At 61.7% G+C, this 18,751-nt stretch carries 18 protein-coding genes and 1 pseudogene; 4 read left to right on the top strand and 15 right to left on the bottom strand.

Annotated elements, in window-relative coordinates:
- Positions 1 to 2 precede the first annotated feature (2 nt).
- Complete coding sequence (locus HB675_RS25760) at positions 3 to 461, bottom strand: hypothetical protein (protein ID WP_256737437.1); 459 nt, start codon at positions 459 to 461, stop codon at positions 3 to 5.
- A gap of 435 nt (positions 462 to 896) precedes the next feature.
- Here HB675_RS25760 and HB675_RS00090 point away from each other — a divergent pair, with 435 nt between their 5' ends.
- Entirely contained in the window at positions 897 to 1,520 is a 624-nt protein-coding gene (locus HB675_RS00090) for a response regulator transcription factor (protein ID WP_213875055.1), read from the top strand.
- A gap of 23 nt (positions 1,521 to 1,543) precedes the next feature.
- On the opposite strand, the gene HB675_RS00085 is transcribed toward HB675_RS00090, so the two are convergent.
- The 4 genes and pseudogenes from HB675_RS00085 to metG all read right to left on the bottom strand — a co-directional run bounded on the left by HB675_RS00085 (position 1,544) and on the right by metG (position 5,392).
- The gene (locus HB675_RS00085; RefSeq protein ID WP_213875054.1) at positions 1,544 to 1,723 is read right to left on the bottom strand and encodes a hypothetical protein; all 180 of its coding nucleotides are present in this window, start codon (positions 1,721 to 1,723) and stop codon (positions 1,544 to 1,546) included.
- Between the two features lie 120 nt (positions 1,724 to 1,843).
- Positions 1,844 to 2,482, bottom strand: a complete 639-nt coding sequence (gene nth / locus HB675_RS00080) for an endonuclease III (protein ID WP_213875053.1) — start codon at positions 2,480 to 2,482, stop codon at positions 1,844 to 1,846.
- Positions 2,483 to 2,506: 24 nt separating this feature from the next.
- A pseudogene (locus HB675_RS00075) lies at positions 2,507 to 3,297 on the bottom strand (RnfABCDGE type electron transport complex subunit B); the annotation flags it as partial.
- Between the two features lie 52 nt (positions 3,298 to 3,349).
- Positions 3,350 to 5,392, bottom strand: a complete 2,043-nt coding sequence (gene metG / locus HB675_RS00070) for a methionine--tRNA ligase (protein WP_213875051.1) — start codon at positions 5,390 to 5,392, stop codon at positions 3,350 to 3,352.
- Positions 5,393 to 5,580: 188 nt separating this feature from the next.
- Between metG and apbC the strand changes: the two genes are divergently transcribed.
- Complete coding sequence (apbC, locus tag HB675_RS00065; protein WP_213875050.1) at positions 5,581 to 6,675, top strand: iron-sulfur cluster carrier protein ApbC; 1,095 nt, start codon at positions 5,581 to 5,583, stop codon at positions 6,673 to 6,675.
- 132 nt (positions 6,676 to 6,807) lie between these two features.
- Here apbC and HB675_RS00060 read toward each other — a convergent pair whose 3' ends face one another.
- Complete coding sequence (locus HB675_RS00060; RefSeq protein WP_213875049.1) at positions 6,808 to 7,017, bottom strand: cold-shock protein; 210 nt, start codon at positions 7,015 to 7,017, stop codon at positions 6,808 to 6,810.
- Positions 7,018 to 7,342: 325 nt separating this feature from the next.
- Between HB675_RS00060 and dcd the strand changes: the two genes are divergently transcribed.
- Complete coding sequence (gene dcd / locus HB675_RS00055; protein ID WP_213875048.1) at positions 7,343 to 7,909, top strand: dCTP deaminase; 567 nt, start codon at positions 7,343 to 7,345, stop codon at positions 7,907 to 7,909.
- A gap of 107 nt (positions 7,910 to 8,016) precedes the next feature.
- Positions 8,017 to 8,229: a hypothetical protein gene (locus HB675_RS00050; RefSeq protein WP_213875047.1), complete on the top strand. Its 213-nt coding sequence runs from the start codon at positions 8,017 to 8,019 to the stop codon at positions 8,227 to 8,229.
- Between the two features lie 9 nt (positions 8,230 to 8,238).
- Here HB675_RS00050 and pdeM read toward each other — a convergent pair whose 3' ends face one another.
- The 9 genes from pdeM to HB675_RS00005 all read right to left on the bottom strand — a co-directional run bounded on the left by pdeM (position 8,239) and on the right by HB675_RS00005 (position 18,550).
- Positions 8,239 to 8,901: a ligase-associated DNA damage response endonuclease PdeM gene (pdeM, locus tag HB675_RS00045; protein ID WP_213875046.1), complete on the bottom strand. Its 663-nt coding sequence runs from the start codon at positions 8,899 to 8,901 to the stop codon at positions 8,239 to 8,241.
- Positions 8,898 to 11,381 (bottom strand): ligase-associated DNA damage response DEXH box helicase, encoded by a 2,484-nt coding sequence (locus HB675_RS00040; RefSeq protein ID WP_213875045.1) that lies wholly within the window; start codon positions 11,379 to 11,381, stop codon positions 8,898 to 8,900. The genes pdeM and HB675_RS00040 overlap by 4 nt, the downstream gene beginning before the upstream one ends.
- Before the next feature lie 109 nt (positions 11,382 to 11,490).
- A complete protein-coding gene (locus HB675_RS00035) occupies positions 11,491 to 12,255 on the bottom strand; it encodes an ATP-binding cassette domain-containing protein (RefSeq protein WP_213875044.1) in 765 nt (254 codons plus the stop codon).
- A gap of 13 nt (positions 12,256 to 12,268) precedes the next feature.
- On the bottom strand, positions 12,269 to 13,387 hold the full coding sequence (locus tag HB675_RS00030) for a succinylglutamate desuccinylase/aspartoacylase family protein (RefSeq protein ID WP_213875043.1): 1,119 nt from the start codon (positions 13,385 to 13,387) through the stop codon (positions 12,269 to 12,271).
- Positions 13,388 to 13,394: 7 nt separating this feature from the next.
- Positions 13,395 to 14,105, bottom strand: coding sequence for an ABC transporter permease (locus HB675_RS00025; protein ID WP_213875042.1), 711 nt, complete (start codon positions 14,103 to 14,105; stop codon positions 13,395 to 13,397).
- Positions 14,102 to 14,830, bottom strand: coding sequence for an ABC transporter permease (locus HB675_RS00020; protein WP_213875041.1), 729 nt, complete (start codon positions 14,828 to 14,830; stop codon positions 14,102 to 14,104). Before HB675_RS00020 ends, HB675_RS00025 begins: the two co-directional genes overlap by 4 nt.
- Before the next feature lie 67 nt (positions 14,831 to 14,897).
- A complete protein-coding gene (locus HB675_RS00015; RefSeq protein ID WP_213875040.1) occupies positions 14,898 to 15,680 on the bottom strand; it encodes a transporter substrate-binding domain-containing protein in 783 nt (260 codons plus the stop codon).
- A 195-nt stretch (positions 15,681 to 15,875) separates the two neighbouring features.
- Entirely contained in the window at positions 15,876 to 17,534 is a 1,659-nt protein-coding gene (locus tag HB675_RS00010) for an ATP-dependent DNA ligase (RefSeq protein WP_213875039.1), read from the bottom strand.
- Positions 17,531 to 18,550 carry a ligase-associated DNA damage response exonuclease gene (locus HB675_RS00005; protein WP_213875038.1) on the bottom strand — a complete coding sequence of 340 codons (1,020 nt, stop codon included), beginning with the start codon at positions 18,548 to 18,550 and terminating at the stop codon, positions 17,531 to 17,533. Before HB675_RS00005 ends, HB675_RS00010 begins: the two co-directional genes overlap by 4 nt.
- Positions 18,551 to 18,751: the final 201 nt, after the last annotated feature.

The following is an 18,751-nucleotide window of genomic DNA, read 5'->3' as shown; positions in this document are numbered from 1 at the left end:
TTTCAGTGTTGTTCAATCTGGTTTTTTGTCAGTGCGGATATCAAGGCTTCACCAGCTGTTTCTCTATTCCAGGCAATGACTCGAGTCTTCAGATGGTGCAGGTGATCCAGTTTTTTTAATGGGGCGGCCAGGCTTTGGCGCGTCAGGTTACAAAAATATTGATCGCCTAACAGGATCACCACTGCGTTGTTCGCTGCCGGTGTGTCGGCACGCGGGTGGCAGGGGGCTGCGGATGAACTGGGCGTTTCAGGAGAGGGATAGAATGCCTTGCTGTTGAAGTTTAGCGTTACAAAAAATAACAGAGTCAGGAAAGGTGGGAAGCCTACCAGGAACCAGGTGTAGATATCCTGGCTGTCATCATTGAGAAAAGGCAGCGACGCCAGCGCCGAGGCCTCGATGATCGCTGCGAACAGCGCGATAATCGTTAGCGGGCTGGTAATGTTCACCAGGTTTCGGTCCATGGGGCAGCTCCCTCAGTAAAGGACGGCGATAGGGTCACACGATAAACCAAGCCGTTGTAAAAATGCCCAGCAATAATTATTTTTAATGTCGGGTTATTTTTTCAATTGAGGTTGTAAGAAAGTTTATCGCCCCCCGGTAGGATGTTTCTTTTGTTTTACATGTCGCCAATAAAATCCTGAAGTTCTAAAGTTTTGCAACACACTGACAGGCCTTGTAGGAAAAACCCTCATTGATCCCCTGTTGCGCTTATGTAATGCTTCTTCGCCGCGAGGTGTGCGCAAGCAGGTGTTATTGTTGCTTGATAAGTTAGTCTTTTCCAGAGCCTCTTCCAGGGAGTTACCTACTTTACTGTGCGCGCTATCAGCGTGGGCGTTGACAGGGGGCATGCCCTCTAGGCACCCCGAGAATCAGAATTGCGAGTATGTGAATGTGCCATGAATAAAGTACTGATCGTGGATGATCATCCTGTCGTCCGTCTGGCGGTACGTTTGCTGATGGAGCGCCACGGCTATGACGTGGTGGCGGAGACTGACAATGGCGCCGATGCCCTGCAACTGGTTCGTGAGCTCGAGCCTGACCTGATGATTCTTGAAATCGGTGTGCGCAAGCTCAACGGACTCGAGGTGATCCGCCGGTTGGGCAGCGCCGGGCTGCTGGTCAAGGTGCTGGTGCTGACCGACCATGCGCCCGGTCATTTTTCCATGCGCTGCATGCAGGCCGGTGCCGCTGGCTACGTGTGCAAGGAACAGGAATGCAGCGAGCTGCTGGGCGCCATCAAGGCCGTGTTGTCCGGATACAGCTATTTTCCCAACCAGGCCTTGCACTCGGTTCGTTCCAGCTTGGGCAACGCCAGCGAGACGGAGCTGGTCGGGCGCCTGTCCGGTCGCGAGATGATGGTGCTGCGCCAGCTCGCCAGGGGCAAAACCAACAAGGAAATCGCTGACAGCATGTTTCTCAGCAACAAGACGGTCAGCACCTACAAAACCAGGCTATTGGTCAAACTCAACGCGCGTTCCCTGGTTGACCTGATCGAGCTCGCCCAGCGCAACGAGCTCTGAGACTGTATCAGCCGATCTAGGTGTCAGAGGTCGAAGTCATAATCGGCCAGATCCCGCTGCAGACGGCGTTCTTCCAGCAGGTTGTCGATAGTCCGGCGTTTGCTCAGATTGGTTTTGGCCACCTCCACGGGGGCCTCGGCTTCGTCGTTATCCGCTGCGACAAAATCTTCGTCCACTTCCACTTCGTCTCTATCGTCGCTCATCGTTCAACTCCAGGCGTGCAGTGCCATTGGCCGACCTTATAGCGACATTCCCGATGCGGGTAAAAAAGTTTTTTTCAATCGCGACGATATAAAGTGCAATAGTTTCTCAATCGCAGGGGGTCAATCATCCGAAGTCTTGTGTTTGTAATCGCACAGGTCTTCGACGCGACAGCTGCCGCAGCGTGGCTTGCGGGCCTGGCATACGTAGCGGCCGTGCAGGATCAGCCAGTGGTGAGAATCAAGCAGGTAAGGGCGTGGCACGAACTTCATCAGGGCTTTTTCCACCTCGACGACGTTTTTTCCTGGCGCCAGTCCGGTTCGGTTGCTGACTCGAAAAATATGGGTATCCACCGCCATGGTCAACTGCCGGAACGCGGTATTGAGCACCACGTTGGCAGTCTTGCGGCCTACGCCGGGCAGGCCTTCGAGGGCTTCTCGGGTTTGTGGAACCTCGCCGTCATAGTGTTCGACCAGCAGACGGCACGTCTCGATCACGTTCTTGGCTTTGCTGTTGTACAGGCCGATCGTCTTGATGTACTCGGACAGGCCGTTCACGCCCAGGGCATGCATGGCCGCTGCGGTACTGGCCACAGGGAAGAGGCGGGCGGTCGCCTTGTTGACCCCGACATCGGTGGACTGGGCCGACAGAATCACGGCAATCAGCAATTCAAAGGGCGATGTGTAGGCCAGCTCGGTCTTTGGTTCCGGGTTGTCCTCGTGCCAGCGGCGGAACATTTCCAGGCGTTTGGCAGCGTTCATGGCGTCGGGGGCTCCAGGGCCGGTGGCGTCAAGCCGAGCAGCAGCGCTTCGGCTGTCTCGACTTCGCGATGCAATTGGCTGAGTAGCGCGTGCTGCTCGGCGGTGGGGGGGGAGCCGAAGGCCCGGATCGACTTGTTGAATTGAGCACGACTCATGGCGACGGCGATCTTCGCCTGTTTCAGGGCGCGGTCGGGCGCGACCGTCACGGCCGGTACCGGTGCCGTGGCCGTCACCCTCTCGACAACCGCGGGTGCTGCCCGGGCCGCCCGCTGGGCCTGCCGCAACTGCTCCTCACGGCGCAAGCGCTCGTTGCGCTGCTCGAAGCGTTGACGAGCGTGGTCGCGTTTGACCTTGCGGCGGGCCTTGGTTTGCGGATCATGGGCCAAGCCGCCCACCAACGGGATCACGTTGGCCGAGGGCAGTGGCAGCAGGTCGATGCAATCCACCGGGCAGGGGGCCACACACAGATCGCAGCCGGTGCATTCGTCGGTGAGGACGGTGTGCATCAGCCGTGCCGCGCCGACGATGGCGTCCACCGGGCAGGCCTGGATACATTTGGTGCAGCCGATGCATTCCGCTTCGCGGATGTAGGCAACGACTGCGGGCGCGCTGCCTCGCTCGGGGTCCAGGGCAATCACCGGCGTTTGCAGCAGGCGCGCCAAAGCCTCGATGGTCTCATCGCCGCCGGGTGGACATCTGTTGATGGGTTCCGCACCGCGGGCCAGCGCTGTGGCATAGGGGCGGCAACCGGGGTGACCGCATTTGCCGCATTGGGTCTGGGGCAGCAGGGCGTCGATACGCTGGATGAGGTTCATGTCGATACAGGCGACCTGGCCGTGCGAAAGGCACGGCCAGGTGGGTTGTGGGTCACTTGATACGCTGGCCAGGCCGGGCGCCGCTGTCCGGGCTGAGCAAGTAGATTTCCTCGCCGCCAGGGCCGGCAGCCATCACCATGCCCTCGGATATGCCAAAGCGCATCTTCCGAGGCTTGAGGTTGGCAATCATCATTGTCAGCCGTCCTTCGAGCGCTGCCGGTTCCGGGTAGGCGCTCTTGATGCCGGAAAAGACGTTGCGTTGCTCGTCGCCGATGTCCAGGGTCAAACGCAGGAGCTTGTCGGCACCCTCGACAGGTTCGGCCTTGACGATCAGCGCAACCCGCAGGTCCACGGCAGCGAACGCATCGAAGTCGATTTCGGCCGACAGCGGGTCCTTGGCCAACTCGCCATTGCCGACAGCGACCGGTGCCGCCTGGCTGGCGGCGAGGTCTTCGCGGGAGGCGTCGGTGATGGCTTGCACTTTCACCGGATCGATCCGCGTCATCAGCGGCTTGAAGGCGTTGAGCTGATGGTTGCCCAGTTGGGTCAGGTGATCAGCCCAGCGCAGCGGCGGCACATTGAGAAATGCCTCGGCATCTGCCGCCAGCAACGGCAACACTGGCTTGAGGAAAATCACCAACTGACGGAACAGGTTGATACCTGCCGCACATACGGCCTGGACGGCATCCTGCTGGCCGTCCTGCTTGGCCAGTGACCACGGCGCCTTGTCGGCGATCCAGGCGTTGGCGCGGTCGGCCAGGGCCATGATCTCGCGCATGGCGCGGGCGAAATCACGGTTTTCATAGGCCTCTGCGATGCTCGGCTCGGCGGCCAGGAAGGCTTCGGTCAGCTCCGGGGCGGCATCGCCGGCCACCAGCACGCCGTCATTGCCCTTGTGGATAAAACCGGCGCAACGGCTGGCAATGTTCACCACCTTGCCCACCAGGTCGGAGTTGACCTTCTGGATGAAGTCGTCGAGGTTCAGGTCGAGATCGTCCACCCCGCGCCCCAGCTTGGCGGCGTAGTAGTAGCGCAGGTATTCCGGTGACAGATGATCAAGGTAGGTGCGGGCCTTGATGAAGGTGCCACGGGATTTGGACATCTTCTGCCCGTTGACTGTCAGGTAGCCATGCACGTTGATGCCTGTGGGCGTGCGGTAGCCTGCGCCTTCGAGCATCGCCGGCCAGAACAGCGCGTGGAAGTTGACGATGTCCTTGCCGATGAAGTGGTACAGCTCGGCAGTGGAGTCCTTGCGCCAGAACGCATCGAAATCCAGTTCCGGACGCCGCGCGCAGAGGTTCTTGAAGCTGGCCATGTAGCCGATGGGCGCATCCAGCCACACGTAGAAATACTTGCCGGGTTCGCCGGGGATCTCGAAGCCGAAGTACGGCGCGTCACGGGAGATGTCCCATTCCTGCAGACCGCTGTCCAGCCACTCGGACAGCTTGTTGGCGACCGGTTCCTGCAGCGTGCCGCTGCGGGTCCAGGTTTCAAGCATCTGCTGGAAGTCCGGCAGCTTGAAGAAAAAGTGCTGGGAGTCCTTGAGCACCGGCGTGGCGCCGGAAATGGCTGATTTCGGGTCTTTGAGGTCGGTGGGGGCGTAGGTCGCGCCGCAGTGCTCGCAGTTGTCGCCATACTGGTCGACGGTGCCGCATTTGGGGCAGGTGCCCTTGATGAAGCGATCGGCCAGGAACATCTGCTTGTCCGGGTCGAAATACTGGGTGATCGAGCGCGTGGCGATATGCCCGGCATCGCGCAGCTTCAGGTAGATGGCGCTGGACAGCTCGCGGTTCTCTTCGGCGTGAGTGGAGTGGAAGTTGTCGAACTCCACCAGGAAGTCGGCAAAGTCGCCACTGTGTTCAGCCTGGACCTTGGCGATCAGCTGTTCCGGGGTGATGCCTTCCTTTTCCGCACGCAGCATGATGGCCGAGCCATGGGCATCATCGGCGCAGACGTAGATGCACTGGTTGCCACGATGCTTCTGGAAGCGCACCCACATGTCGGTCTGGATGTATTCGACCATGTGGCCAAGGTGGATTGATCCATTGGCATAGGGCAGGGCGCTGGTAACGAGAATCTGGCGTGGCTCGGACATGGGCTCGGCTACTTGAAGTCAAACGAAGACCGATCACTATAAAGGGCCGGGGCCGATTTTTCATCACCGGTGTTCATTCACTGCCGCTCGTGGGCTTTTATTGCACTCTGGGCGACGTTGCGTGCAACCGTCGCCTGCGGCCCTTACTATAGCCGCCTGTTTTGCTCAGTCTTTATCAGGGAGTAGCCATGAGCGCCGTCAATCGCGCAGCGGTGGAAGCCGTGCTTCGCCAATATACCGACCCCTACCTGAACCAGGATCCGGTCAGCGCCGGCTGTGTCCGCAGCATTGCGGTCGACGGCGCACAGGTGACCGTGGCCCTTGAGCTGGGCTATGCCGCCGGGCTGTTCAAGAACGGCTGGGCGCAAATGCTGCAACTGGCCATCGAGGGTCTGGAGGGCGTGGACAGCGCCAAGGTCGAGGTCACCTGCGTCATCGCTGCGCACAAGGCGCAGGCGCAGATCCCCGGCATGGCCAACGTCAAGAACGTGGTGGCCGTGGCCTCGGGCAAGGGCGGCGTGGGCAAGTCCACTACCGCCGCCAACCTGGCCTTGGCCCTGGCCCGGGAGGGCGCCCGTGTGGGTATTCTCGATGCCGATATCTATGGCCCCAGCCAGGGCGTGATGTTCGGGATCGCCGAGGGCACTCGGCCCAAGGTCAAGGATCAGAAGTGGTTCTTGCCGATCGAGGCCCATGGCGTCGAAGTCATGTCCATGGCCTTCCTCACCGATGACAACACGCCGATGGTGTGGCGCGGGCCGATGGTGTCCGGTGCCTTGCTGCAACTGATCACCCAGACCGCCTGGAACGACCTGGACTACCTGGTGATCGACATGCCCCCAGGCACCGGCGACATCCAACTGACCCTGGCGCAGAAAGTGCCGGTGGCGGGGGCGGTGATCGTCACCACGCCTCAGGACCTCGCCCTGCTGGATGCGCGTAAAGGCGTGGAAATGTTTCGCAAGGTCAACATTCCGGTGCTGGGTGTGGTGGAGAACATGGCCGTGCACATCTGCTCGAACTGCGGCCACGCCGAGCATCTGTTTGGTGAGGGCGGTGGGCAGAAGCTGGCGGCGCAATATGATGTGGAGCTGCTGGCCTCGCTGCCGCTGTCCATGCTGATTCGCGAACAGGCCGACAGTGGCAGGCCGACGGTCATTGCCGAACCGGACAGCCAGATTGCCATGGTCTACCAGGAATTGGCCCGGCACGTTGGCGCGCGTATTGTGTTGCAGGAAGCGGCTGCGGTGGCGATGCCGAGTATCACTGTCAGCGACGATTAACGCGCACCCCCTGCAGGACCGACCGGCCTCGTACGCGAGCCCTGTCGGTCCTGCAGGGGGGGCTTGCTTTCCTCAGGCACAAAAAAACCCGCCGGGTAAGGGCGGGCTTTTTCAGAAGCTGTTCAGCTCAAATCAAACGACTTGAACTTCTTCAGCTTGCATGCCTTTCTGGCCGCGGGTAGCGACGAAAGAGACCTGTTGGCCTTCTTTCAGGCTTTTGAAGCCGTCAGCTTGAATGGCTTTGAAGTGAACGAACAGGTCGTCACCGGATTGTGGGGTGATGAAGCCGAAGCCTTTTTCATCGTTGAACCACTTGACGGTACCGGTTTGGCGATTGGACATGGTGTATCTCCTTGGACAAAGTTAACTGCGGTTCAGGAAACGCCCTGGCCGAGACTGAGTGCAAAGAGCAGGAAAATTCGTGTAGATGTTGGACATCGGGTAGAGATTCTCAGTGACACAAGCAACACAGTGACGCCACCTTAAACCTTTTTTATAGAGGTGCCAATGGGTCTTTTCACGCTTCTTTGCAATTCTCGACCATAGGCGCCCTCCGGGGCTGCCAACTGCCCGGCAGGCGGCAAATTGCGCCCAGGCTTTGAAGAGCAGGGCGCAGGCCGGTAAGATGCCGGGCAGATTCAATCACCTCGTTATTCAGGACACCGCCATGAGCATCAAATCGGACAAGTGGATTCGCCGCATGGCGCAAGAGCACGGCATGATCGAACCTTTCATCGAGCGCCAGGTGCGCGGTGAAGGCGCCGACCGCGTCATCTCCTTCGGCGTGTCCAGCTACGGCTACGACGTGCGTTGCGCCGATGAATTCAAGGTGTTCACCAACATCAACTCGGCTACCGTCGACCCCAAGAATTTCGACGAGAAAAGCTTTGTCGACATCAAAAGCGACGTCTGCATCATCCCGCCGAACTCCTTCGCCCTGGCCCGCACCGTCGAATACTTCCGCATTCCGCGTAACGTGCTGACCATCTGCCTGGGCAAGAGTACCTACGCGCGCTGCGGCATCATCGTCAATGTCACGCCGCTGGAGCCGGAATGGGAAGGCCACGTGACCCTGGAGTTCTCCAATACCACCACCCTGCCGGCCAAGATCTACGCCAATGAAGGTGTGGCCCAGATGCTGTTCCTGGAATCCGACGAAGAGTGCGAGGTGTCCTACAAGGACCGTGGCGGCAAGTACCAGGGCCAGCGCGGCGTCACCCTGCCACGTACCTAAAGGACATGTCATGCAGCTGACGGGAATTTCGCCGAGCTTTCGTGCTCTACTCAAGTGAACGGTTTCGATCCGCGTCAGGTGGGTCGGACCAAGCTCTGGAGTGACTCATGAAATACAACCCGTCTTTCACCACGTCGAAAGCCGCTCAGTTCGAGCACAATCAGATCGGCCTGCTGGCTTGGGCGCTGATGGCGCTGCCGCATCCGAACATGGTTGGCGGCATCCCGGGCCAGCCCGGGCCAGACAGCCCCAACGAGCAACCCACCGAACCCGGTGAGCCGACAATTCCGGATCAGCCGCCACCCGCCCCGGTGGCCTGACAGGCTGCTCTAGGGGGTCCTGACCGGCCACACGCGCTGATCGCCGACGACGTAGATCTTTTCGCCGACCTCTGCCTGGACTTGATAACCACCGGTGAACGCACCGAACGCCGGCAACAGCGTGACCTGTGCGCCAAAGTGAAAGCACGGCAGGCGCAAACGCTGCCGACCCCGTCCCTGCAAGTGATAGACCGGATGCACGTGGCCGGCCAGTACGTGGGCTTGCGGGTGCGGCCGGGGTTCGTGCTGCAAGGCCAACGGCCCCAGCAGCAAGGGTTCACCCACTACCTCGAATTCCAGCTCGGCGGGCGGATCACCGGCGCGGCGGTCATGGTTGCCCCGAATCAGGGTGATGCGCAGCTGCGGATAACGCTGGCGCCACTCGCTCAATGCGGCCAGGGTGGTGGGCGAATGTGAGCCGGGCGCATGCAGAAAGTCGCCCAGAAAGATCAGCCAGCCCGCGTCGTAAGCGCTGAGCAAGCGATCGAGTACCATCAGGTTGGTGGCTGTGGTGCCATGGGGCACCGGTTGCCCCAGCTTGCGGTAGGCGGCGGCCTTGCCGAAGTGCGCATCGGCAATCAGCAGGGCTTTGTGCTGAGGCCAATAAATGGCTTTGTCCGCCAGCAACCACAATTCGACCCCTTGCAGGTACGCCACGTGATAAGGATTCAAGGTTCCTGCTCCGGACCCGCAGCCCGTTCCAGCTCGCCGACCATGCGGGCAATGCGATCGGCCAGTTTTTCCGAGGTCAGGCTTTCACGAAAGCGTTCCACCAGCAGCGGGAACGCCAAGGGCGAGGGTCGTTTGAGTGCGTGCAGGTCCAGGGTGCGCTCATTGAGGCGTTGCAGCGTCAACTGCAACCTGTCCACGTCCAGCTCCTGGCGCAATACTTCCTCTTGAGCCTGGGACAGCAACAGGTTGCCGGCGTCATATTGTCTGAACACGTTGAAGAACAGGCCGCTGGAGGCCTGCACCTGCCGCGTACTTTTCTGCGAACCAGGGTAGCCGCCGAACACCAGCCCCGAAATTCGCGCAATTTCGCGAAAGCGGCGCAGGGCGAGTTCTCCGGCGTTGAGCGAGGCGAGGACATCGGCCAGCAAATTCTCCGGGCTCAGCAGCGAGTGTGAAAGTGCCACGGCCCAATCGACGGCCGTGGCACTGAGCAGCTCGAAACCATAGTCATTCACGGCGATGGAGAAGGTCAGTGGCTGCTGCTGGCTCATCCGTGACGCGAGCAGGCTGGCCAGGCCCAAATGCACTTGGCGGCCGGCGAAGGGATAGAGAAACAGGTGCCAGCCCTCCCTCGACTTCAGGGTCTCGGCCAGCAAGGTTTGCTCGGTCGGCAGCGCCGACCACTGTTGCTGAATCTGCAGCAGCGGCTTGACCGCCTGCATGGCGGGGCTCTCGAATTCACCTCGGGCGGCGGCGCCCAGTTTTTCCACCAAGGCATCGGCCAGTTCGCTGGAAAGGGGCATACGCCCGCCGTTCCAGCGTGGTATGGCGGCTTTCTTGCCGGTGCTGCGTTTGACGTAGGCGGTCATGTTTTCCACCCGCACCAACTCCAGCTGACGCCCGGCAAACAGGAAGCCGTCGCCCGGGCGCAGGCGAGCGATGAAGTTTTCTTCCACGCTGCCCAACGTCCGACCGCCGCCCCCCTTGCTCCAGAATTTCAGCTGGATGCTGGCGTCGCTGACGATGGTGCCGATGCTCATGCGGTGGCGTCGCGCCAACCTGGCGTCCGGCACGCGCCACAGGCCCTGCTCGTCGGGCTCTACGCGGCGATAGTCCGGGTATGCCGTCAGGGATTCGCCGCCATGTCGGACGAAGGCCAGGGCCCATTGCCATTCCTCGTCCGTCAAATCGCGATAGGCCCAGGCGCTGCGCACTTCCGATAACAGCCGAGCAGGAACGAAACCGCCGCCCAAGGCCATGCTGACCAAGTGCTGCACCAGCACATCGAGGGGTTTGCAGGGCGACTCGCGGGGTTCGATACGCCGTTGTGCCACTGCATCATGAGCCGCAGCGGCCTCCACCAATTCCAGGCTGTGGGTCGGTACCAGGGTGATCCGCGAGGCCCGCCCCGGTGCATGCCCCGAGCGACCGGCGCGCTGCATCAGGCGGGCGATGCCCTTGGCCGAGCCGATCTGCAACACGCGCTCCACCGGCAGAAAATCCACTCCAAGGTCCAGGCTCGACGTGCAGACCACGGCCTTCAATTGACCCTGCTTGAGTGCGAGCTCCACCCAGTCGCGCACCTCGCGTGACAGCGAACTGTGGTGCAAGGCAATGATGCCGGCCCAGTCGTGACGGGCGTCGAGAATCGCCTGATACCAGATTTCTGCCTGGGAGCGGGTGTTGGTGAAGACCAGGCAACTGGCGCTGCTGTCGATCTGCTCGACCACGGCTTCGAGCATGCGCAAGCCCATGTGCCCGGCCCACGGAAAGCGCTCGATGGCGGCCGGCAAGAGGGTGTCGACTTCGATGGTCTTCGCTTCTGCGCCCTGCACCGTGACCCCTTGGCCGGCTCCCAGTAGCACGTCCTGCGCGTGCGCCTGATTGCCAAGAGTGGCGGAGATGCCCCAGACCATCAGTTCGGGGCTCCAGCGGCGCAAGCGGGCCAGCGCCAGCTGCAACTGGACGCCTCGCTTGTTGCCGATCAATTCATGCCACTCGTCCACCACCACCATGCGCAAGGTGGCCAATTCGTCGGCGGCATTTTCGCGGGCCAACAGCAGGGTCAGGCTTTCCGGGGTGGTGACAAGCGTGGTGGGCAGGCGCCGGGACTGGCGAGCGCGTTCGCTGCTGCCGGTGTCACCCGTGCGCATACCCAGGCTCCAGTCGATCTGCAGTTCGTCCAGCGGCGCTTGCAAGGCGCGAGCGGTGTCGGCGGCCAGGGCACGCATGGGCGTGATCCACAGCACGGTGATCGGCGGTTTGGGCGCTTTGCGTTTACCCGTGCTGACAGGGCCTGGCCTGGCCAATTGCTGCAGGGCGGCAAACCACAAGGCATAGGTCTTGCCGGCACCGGTGCTGGCATGCAGCATCCCCGACTCGCCTTTTTTGACGGCAGCCCAGACTTCTTTTTGAAAGGCGAACGGCTTCCAGTCGCGGGCGGCGAACCATTGCTGGGCGAAGGAGGGCGGGGAGGGCATGCGCGAGGACGATTTCCCGGGGATGGTCTTCCAGAGACCTTGACCGGGAAGGAGTAATTCAATCTTTGCACCACGTCGCCCGCGATGCAGGCGACACGTTCCAACAGGCTTACTTCAAGTTCCCGCTCAAGAACTGCCGCAACCGCTCGCTCTTGCAGTTACCCAGCACATCCGCCGGAGCGCCTTCTTCTTCCACCAGGCCTTTATGCAAAAACACCACCTGGCTGCTCACCTGCCGGGCAAAGCTCATCTCGTGAGTCACCATGATCATGGTCCGGCCTTCTTCGGCCAGGCCCTGGATCACCTTGAGCACCTCGCCCACCAATTCCGGGTCCAGCGCCGAAGTGGGTTCGTCGAACAGCATGACTTCCGGCTCCATGGCCAGGGCCCGGGCAATGGCCACGCGCTGCTGCTGGCCGCCCGACAGAAACGCCGGGTATTGATCGGCCACACGGGCTGGCAGCCCCACTTTGTCCAGGTAGCGACGGGCGCGCTCTTCGGCTTCCAGCTTGCTGACCCCAAGCACCCGGCGCGGTGCCATGGTGATATTTTCCAGCACGGTCATGTGGCTCCACAGGTTGAAGTGCTGGAACACCATGGCGAGGCGGGTGCGGATGCGCTGCAACTCATCGGCATCGGCCACGCGCATGCCGCCCGAGTCCTGGACCATGCGGATCTGCTTGCCGTCCAGGCTCATGGCGCCGTCGTTGGGCTGCTCGAGAAAGTTGATGCAGCGCAGGAAGGTACTCTTGCCCGAACCGCTGGCGCCGATCAGGCTGATCACGTCGCCGGTCCTGGCCTTGAGCGAGACACCTTTGAGTACCTGGTTGTCGCCATAGCTCTTGTGCAGGCCGTCGATGGTCAGTTTGTACATGGGGCGAAGGTCCTCAAGGCGAAAGAAGGTAGCCGCTGCGATGGGCCTCGGTGCCGGCAACATGGGCGATGACCATGCCGGCTGTCGCCATGCGTCGCAGCGAACGGGCATACAGCAGGCCCGCGAATTGGTTGTAGACCGGCGTGACCGCATCGGTCAGCGGGTCGATGATGTCGGCGATCAGTTGCCCGGCCTCCAGGTATTCCCCCGGCAGCGCGCAGTACACCAGCAATCCGCCCACCGGCGTGCCCACGGTTTCCACGGCCGCCAGCTCTGTCGCGGGGTAGAGCAATTCGGGCAGCGGGTGCAGCTCGCCCTCGATGGCGCCGAAATGCACCAGGTAATTGAGGATCGCCAACGAATCTCGCGTGGCCAAGGCATGGCTGACATCGCCCTGACCGCGCAGCTCCAAAGTCACCGAAAAGCACCCCAGCGGTATGTCGAAGCGCTCGCCCAGGCGCTGTTGCAGCTGCCACCAGACCAGGGAGAAACACTCATCGAATGATTGCCCGCCCGAATCAGTGGCCAGCAGGCTGGCCTGGCTGCCCAGGTAACGCGACAGCGGTTCCACCAGCGGCCAGGCCTCGGGTGTGGTGTACAGGTGTTCCACGGCTTCGAAGTCGCAATGCAGGTCCAGCACCATGTCGGCATCGCAGGCCAGCCGTTGCAGGGTCAGGCGCTGGGATTGCAGTTGCGTGGTCGGCAACTGCCGGGCCAGCGCATCGCGCAGGCTGCAGCGGATGATCTCGACGTTGGTCTGGGCATCGTCCCCGAGCAATGGCTCGACCTCAGCCGCCACTTCGGCGCTGACGTCGACGAACAGGCGGTTGAAGTTCTGCCCGCTCTCCAGCTCGTAGCGCCCCAGCGGGGTGTCCATCAGCACCTGTTCCAGGCCGATCGGGTTGGCCATTGGCACCACGACGATTTCACTGTTGAGCTTGCCGGCGGTTTCCAGCTCGGCCAGGCGTTGGCGCAGGTGGTGCGCCACCAGCATGCCCGGTAACTCATCGGCATGCAGCGACGCCTGAATGTAGACCTTGGCGCCGCTGTCCTGGGGACCGTAGTGAAAACTGTGGATTTGTCGCGCAGTGCCCGGCACGGGTGCGATCAGAGAATGAATACGTTGTTCCATGACAGCCTCAGTGCGCCGGACCCAGGAACGCCAGCCAGCGGCGTTCGGCCAACCGGAACAGGCCGACCACGGTGAAGGTGATGCACAGGTAGATGACGGCGGCGATGCCGTAGGATTGGAACGTCAGGAAGGTGGCCGAGTTGGCGTCGCGGGCGACCTTGAGGATGTCCGGGATGGTAGCGGTGAAGGCCACGGTGGTGGAGTGCAGCATCAGGATCACTTCGTTGCTGTAGAACGGCAGCGAACGGCGCAAGGCCGAAGGCATGATCACGTAGGCATAGAGCTTCCAGCCGCGCAGGCCGTACGCCTTGGCGGCCTCGACTTCACCGTGGTTCATGCTGCGGATGGCGCCGGCGAAGATCTCCGTGGTGTAGGCACAGGTGTTCAGGGCGAAAGCGAGGATGGTGCAGTTCATGGCGTCGCGAAAGAACGCATTGAGCACAGGCTGCTCGCGCACCGCAGCAATGCTGTAGATGCCGGTGTAGCAGATCAGCAACTGGATGTAGAGTGGTGTTCCGCGAAACAGGTAGGTGTAGAACTGCACCGGCCAGCGCACATAAGGCCGTGGCGACACCCGGGCAATGGACAGCGGGATGGACACGACGAACCCGAACAGCAGGGCCGCGCTCAGCAGCCACAGGGTCATGGCCAGCCCGGTGATGTTCTGGCCGTCGGAGTAAAGGAACGGGCGCCAGTAGTCCTGCAGGATTTCAATCATCGTACGGCCTCCCGGGTGCCAGCACTGTAGCGTCGTTCAAGCATGCGCAGCACGATGTTCGAGGCGCTGGTGATCAACAGATAAATGACGGCCGCCAGGACCAGAAAGTAGAACAGCTGATAGGTACTCTTGCCGGCATCCTGGGACGCCTTGACCAGGTCTGCCAGGCCGATGATCGACACCAGCGCCGTGGCCTTGAGGATCACCATCCAGTTATTGCCCAGGCCCGGCAGGGCGTAGCGCATCATTTGCGGGAAGATCACGTAGCGAAACCGCTGGGTCCGGCTCAGGCCATAGGCCGTGGCTGCTTCCAGCTGACCCTTGGACACGGCGAGGATGGCGCCGCGGAAGGTCTCGGTGAAATAGGCACCGTAGATGAAGCCTAAAGTGATCACGCCCGCGGCGAACGGGTCGATCTCGATGTAGTCCCAGCCCACCGCGTCGGTGAAGCTGTTCAGCCCGGTCTGCAGGCTATAGAAAATCAGCAGCATCAGCACCAGGTCCGGCACGCCGCGAATCAGGGTGGTGTACACCTGAGCCGGCATGCGCAGCAGTGCGACGCTGGATAATTTGGCACTGGCGCCCAGCAGGCCGAGCACAACGCTCACCAGCAGCGACAGGAAGGATAATTTGATGGTCATCCAGGTGCCTTGCAACAGCAGCGGGCCGAAACCCTTCAAGCTGAATGCGGCAAGCCCCAGGTGCTGCAAAAGGTCATCGAACATGAATCAGGCCTTTGCCGGTCAAAAAAACGCCCACGCTCTCGCGAGCCGTGGGCGTCGTTACGCGCTCTTACTTGCCGCTGTACAGGTTCAGGTCACCGAAGTGCTTCTTCTGGATCGTGTCGTAGGTACCGTCGGCGTGTAACGCTTTGATACCCTTGTCGAGCAGGGCTTTCAGGTCTTTGTTACCTTTGGAGATACCCACGGCGGTCTTGGCCGGCAACAGTGGATCGTCGATCGGCTTGCTGACTTCATAGTCAGCGCCTTGTGGCGACTTCAGGAAGCCCAGGTCGGCCTGGAGCATGTCTTGCACGGAAGCGTCGAGACGACCGGAGACCAGGTCGGCGTAAACCTGGTCCTGGTTGGCGTACGCCTGGGTCTTGACCCCGGCCTTGTCGAGCACGGCCTTGGCGTAGGCCTCTTGAATGGTGCCTTGTTCGTAGCCGACGGTCTTGCCTTTCAGGCTGGCGACGTCGGTAGTGATGCCTGCACCTTTCTTGAACACCAGCGCAGTCGGGCCGGAGAACAGTTCGCTGGAGAAGTCGATGACTTTCTCACGGGCTTCGGTCACGGTCATCGACGAAATCACGCCGTCGAACTTGTTGGCCTTGAGGCCGGGAATCATGCCGTCGAAATCGCTTTCGACCCATTTGCACTTGACCTTCAGCTCGGCGCAGATGGCGTTGCCCAGGTCGATATCAAAGCCTTGCAGGCTACCGTCAGCGGCTTTCGATTCGAAGGGAGCGTAGGATGGATCGACCCCAAAACGCAGTTCCTTGTAGTCCTTCGCCATGGCGCCTGCGGCGGAGAAAGCCAGGGCCAGCGCAGAAAGGGTCAGCAATGCTTTTTTCATTGTGCAGTCCTTAAAACCATTAGATGCGTGCAGGGCACGCGACGCTCGTTACCGGCAAATGCCAGACGCTATTTTGACAGCAATTTTCGCACCATAGTCCACAAACGATCGTTTAAATGGCTTGGGCGCATGCAGACGGGCTGGCCCCTGCGCACGAAAACGGTCACCCGTGAAACAGTGCTCCGTTATGGTGCGTCAGGCCAGCAGATCCTGCAGGGTGGCGAGACTGTCGGCTTCGTCGACGGATTTGTCCAGTCGCCAGCGCAACATGCGCGGAAAACGTACGGCAATGCCGCTTTTATGACGTTTTGACAGGGCAATGCCCTCGAAGCCCAGTTCGAAAACCAAGGTGGGAGTGACACTGCGCACCGGGCCGAACTTCTCGACGGTGGTCTTGCGGACGATGGCATCGACCTTGCGCATTTCTTCGTCAGTGAGACCTGAATAGGCCTTGGCGAACGGTACCAAGGTGCGCTGCGGGCTGCCGGGCGGGTTGTCCCAGACGGCGAACGTGTAGTCACTGTACAGGCTGGCACGGCGGCCGTGCCCGGCCTGGGCGTAGATGAGCACGGCATCGACGCTGAACGGGTCGACTTTCCATTTCCACCACACGCCCATGTCCTTGGTGCGGCCCACGCCGTACAGGGAGTCGCGGGCCTTGAGCATCATGCCCTCGACGCCGAGGCGGCGGGATGCCTCGCGTTGGGTGGCGAGGTCGGCCCAGGTTTCGCCGGTCAATACGGGCGACAGTTGCAGGCAGGGGGCGGCGGCCTGAAGGAGCACCTGTTCAAGCTGCTGGCGCCGTTCCTGTTGTGAGCGACTGCGCCAATCGTGGCCCTGCCATTCGAGCAAGTCATAGACGAGCACCGCCACCGGCACGTCCTCAAGGATTTTCTTGCCCAGGGTCTTGCGGCCGATACGCTGCTGGAGCAGGGCGAAAGGCTGCACAGAGGGCGCCGCGGCCTCGTCAGACGCTTTCCAGACGACGATCTCGCCATCGATCACGGTGCCGTCCGGCAAGGACTCGACCAGTGAGTGCAGCTCCGGGAAGCGTTCGCTGACCAGCTCCTCACCCCGGGACCAGATCCACAGACGTCCCTCGCGTTTGACCAATTGCGCGCGGATGCCGTCCCACTTCCACTCCACCTGCCAGTCTTCGACCGCGCCCAACAGAACGTCGAATTGATCGGCCGGCTGTTGCAGCGAATGGGCGAGGAAGAATTGATACGGCTGGCCGCCGCGCTGGGCGTGTTCGTCGGCCGACTCCGGGGCGATCAATTTGAGATACCGCTCGGCCGTGGGCTGATGGGACAGGTCGGTATAGCCGACCATGCGTTGGGCCACGCGCTTGCTGTCCAGATCGGCCATCTGCGCCAAGGCGCGGGTGACCAGCAGTTTCGACACGCCGACGCGAAAGCTGCCAGTAATGAGCTTCAGGCAGACCATCAGGCTTTGTTGATCCAGCTGCGCCCAGAGCGGCGGCAGACGTTCGCCCAGCGCCTCCGGCGACAGGCCGCGCAACGGCAACAGTAGTTCCTCCAGCCAGAACGCCAGCCCGGCGTCAGAGCTGTGGGGGTTCTCGGGCAGCAGCAGGGAGAATGTTTCGGCCATGTCGCCCACCGCCTGATAGCTCTCTTCGAACAGCCATTCGGGCAGGCCGGACAGCCGTACCGCCAGTTCGCGCAGCAGGCGCGACGGCACCAGTTGCCGAGGGCGGCCGCCGGCCAGAAAATAGACGGCCCAGGCGGCATCGGCTGGGGCAGCATGGACGAAATAGTCTTGCAGGGCGGCCAGCTTGGCGTTGCTGGAAGTGGTGGCGTCGAGGCGACTGTAGAGTTCGGCGAAGGCTTTCATGATGTCACCGTCTCCTCGCTGACGGCTTCTTCCTCATCGCCGTACTCGGTGATGAAGCCGGCGGCATCCAGACCCAATTCGCGCAGATAGCGCACCAGAATGGCTACGGAGCCATGGGTGACCATCACGCGCTCGGCGCCGGTTTGCTCGATGGCCCACAACAGGCCGGGCCAGTCGGCATGGTCGGAGAGAATGAAACCCCGGTCCACGCCACGGCGTCGGCGGCTACCCCGCAAACGCATCCAGCCGCTGGCGAAGGCGTCACTGTACTCGCCAAAACGACGCATCCAGGTGCTGCCGCCGGCGGCGGGCGGGGCGAGGACCAACGCCTGGCGCAAGGCCGGATCGGTCTTCTTGAAGTCCCCCGCATAGTGGGTCTCGGGAATGTAGATGCCGGCTTCGCGGTAGACCCGGTTCAGCGGCTCGACCGCGCCATGCACCAGAATCGGGCCGATGCTGGCATCGATGCCGTGGAGGATGCGCTGGGCCTTGCCGAACGAATAGGCAAACAACACGCTGGCCTTGCCAGCGGCAGCGTTGGCTCGCCACCACTGGTTGATCTCGGCGAAGATCTGCGCCTGGGGCTGCCAGCGATAGATCGGCAGGCCGAAGGTCGATTCGGTAATGAAGGTGTGGCAGCGCACGGGCTCGAACGGCTCACAGGTGCCGTCGGGCTCGACCTTGTAGTCCCCCGACGCGACCCAGACCTCGCCCTGGTATTCCAGGCGCACCTGGGCCGAACCGAGCACGTGGCCGGCGGGGTGGAAACTTAAGGTGACACCGTGATGTACCAGGCGCTCGCCGTAGGCCAGGGTCTGCAGGTTGATGTCCTGGCCCAGTCGGGAGCGCAGGATACCTTCGCCAGGCCTGGCTGCCAGGTAGTGCTGGTTGCCGGTGCGCGCGTGATCGCCATGGGCGTGGGTGATGACCGAGCGTTCCACGGGGCGCCATGGGTCGATATAGAAATCCCCGGCAGTGCAATACAGGCCTTCGGGCCGGGCGACGACAAGATCCATGGGTGGGACCGCTCAGGTGGGCTTGTCGGTTTTGAGGTGGGGGTGGGGGGAAACGTTCAGTGTGAATCCGGGATGTTGTCAGGCGCGACGGCAGGCCTCATCGCGAGCAAGCTTTGCTCCCACAGGGTTGGCTTGCGATCTCGGTCTGAAGATCGCCCTGTGGGAGACTTCATGGCTCAACACAACCGGCGTAGGAGCAGA

It is taken from the genome of Pseudomonas sp. dw_358, from assembly GCF_018449655.1.
In the GTDB taxonomy this organism is placed as follows: Bacteria; Pseudomonadota; Gammaproteobacteria; order Pseudomonadales; family Pseudomonadaceae; genus Aquipseudomonas.
Note: the sequence above shows the minus strand (reverse complement) of the source record. Positions and strands in the feature narration are given on the sequence as shown.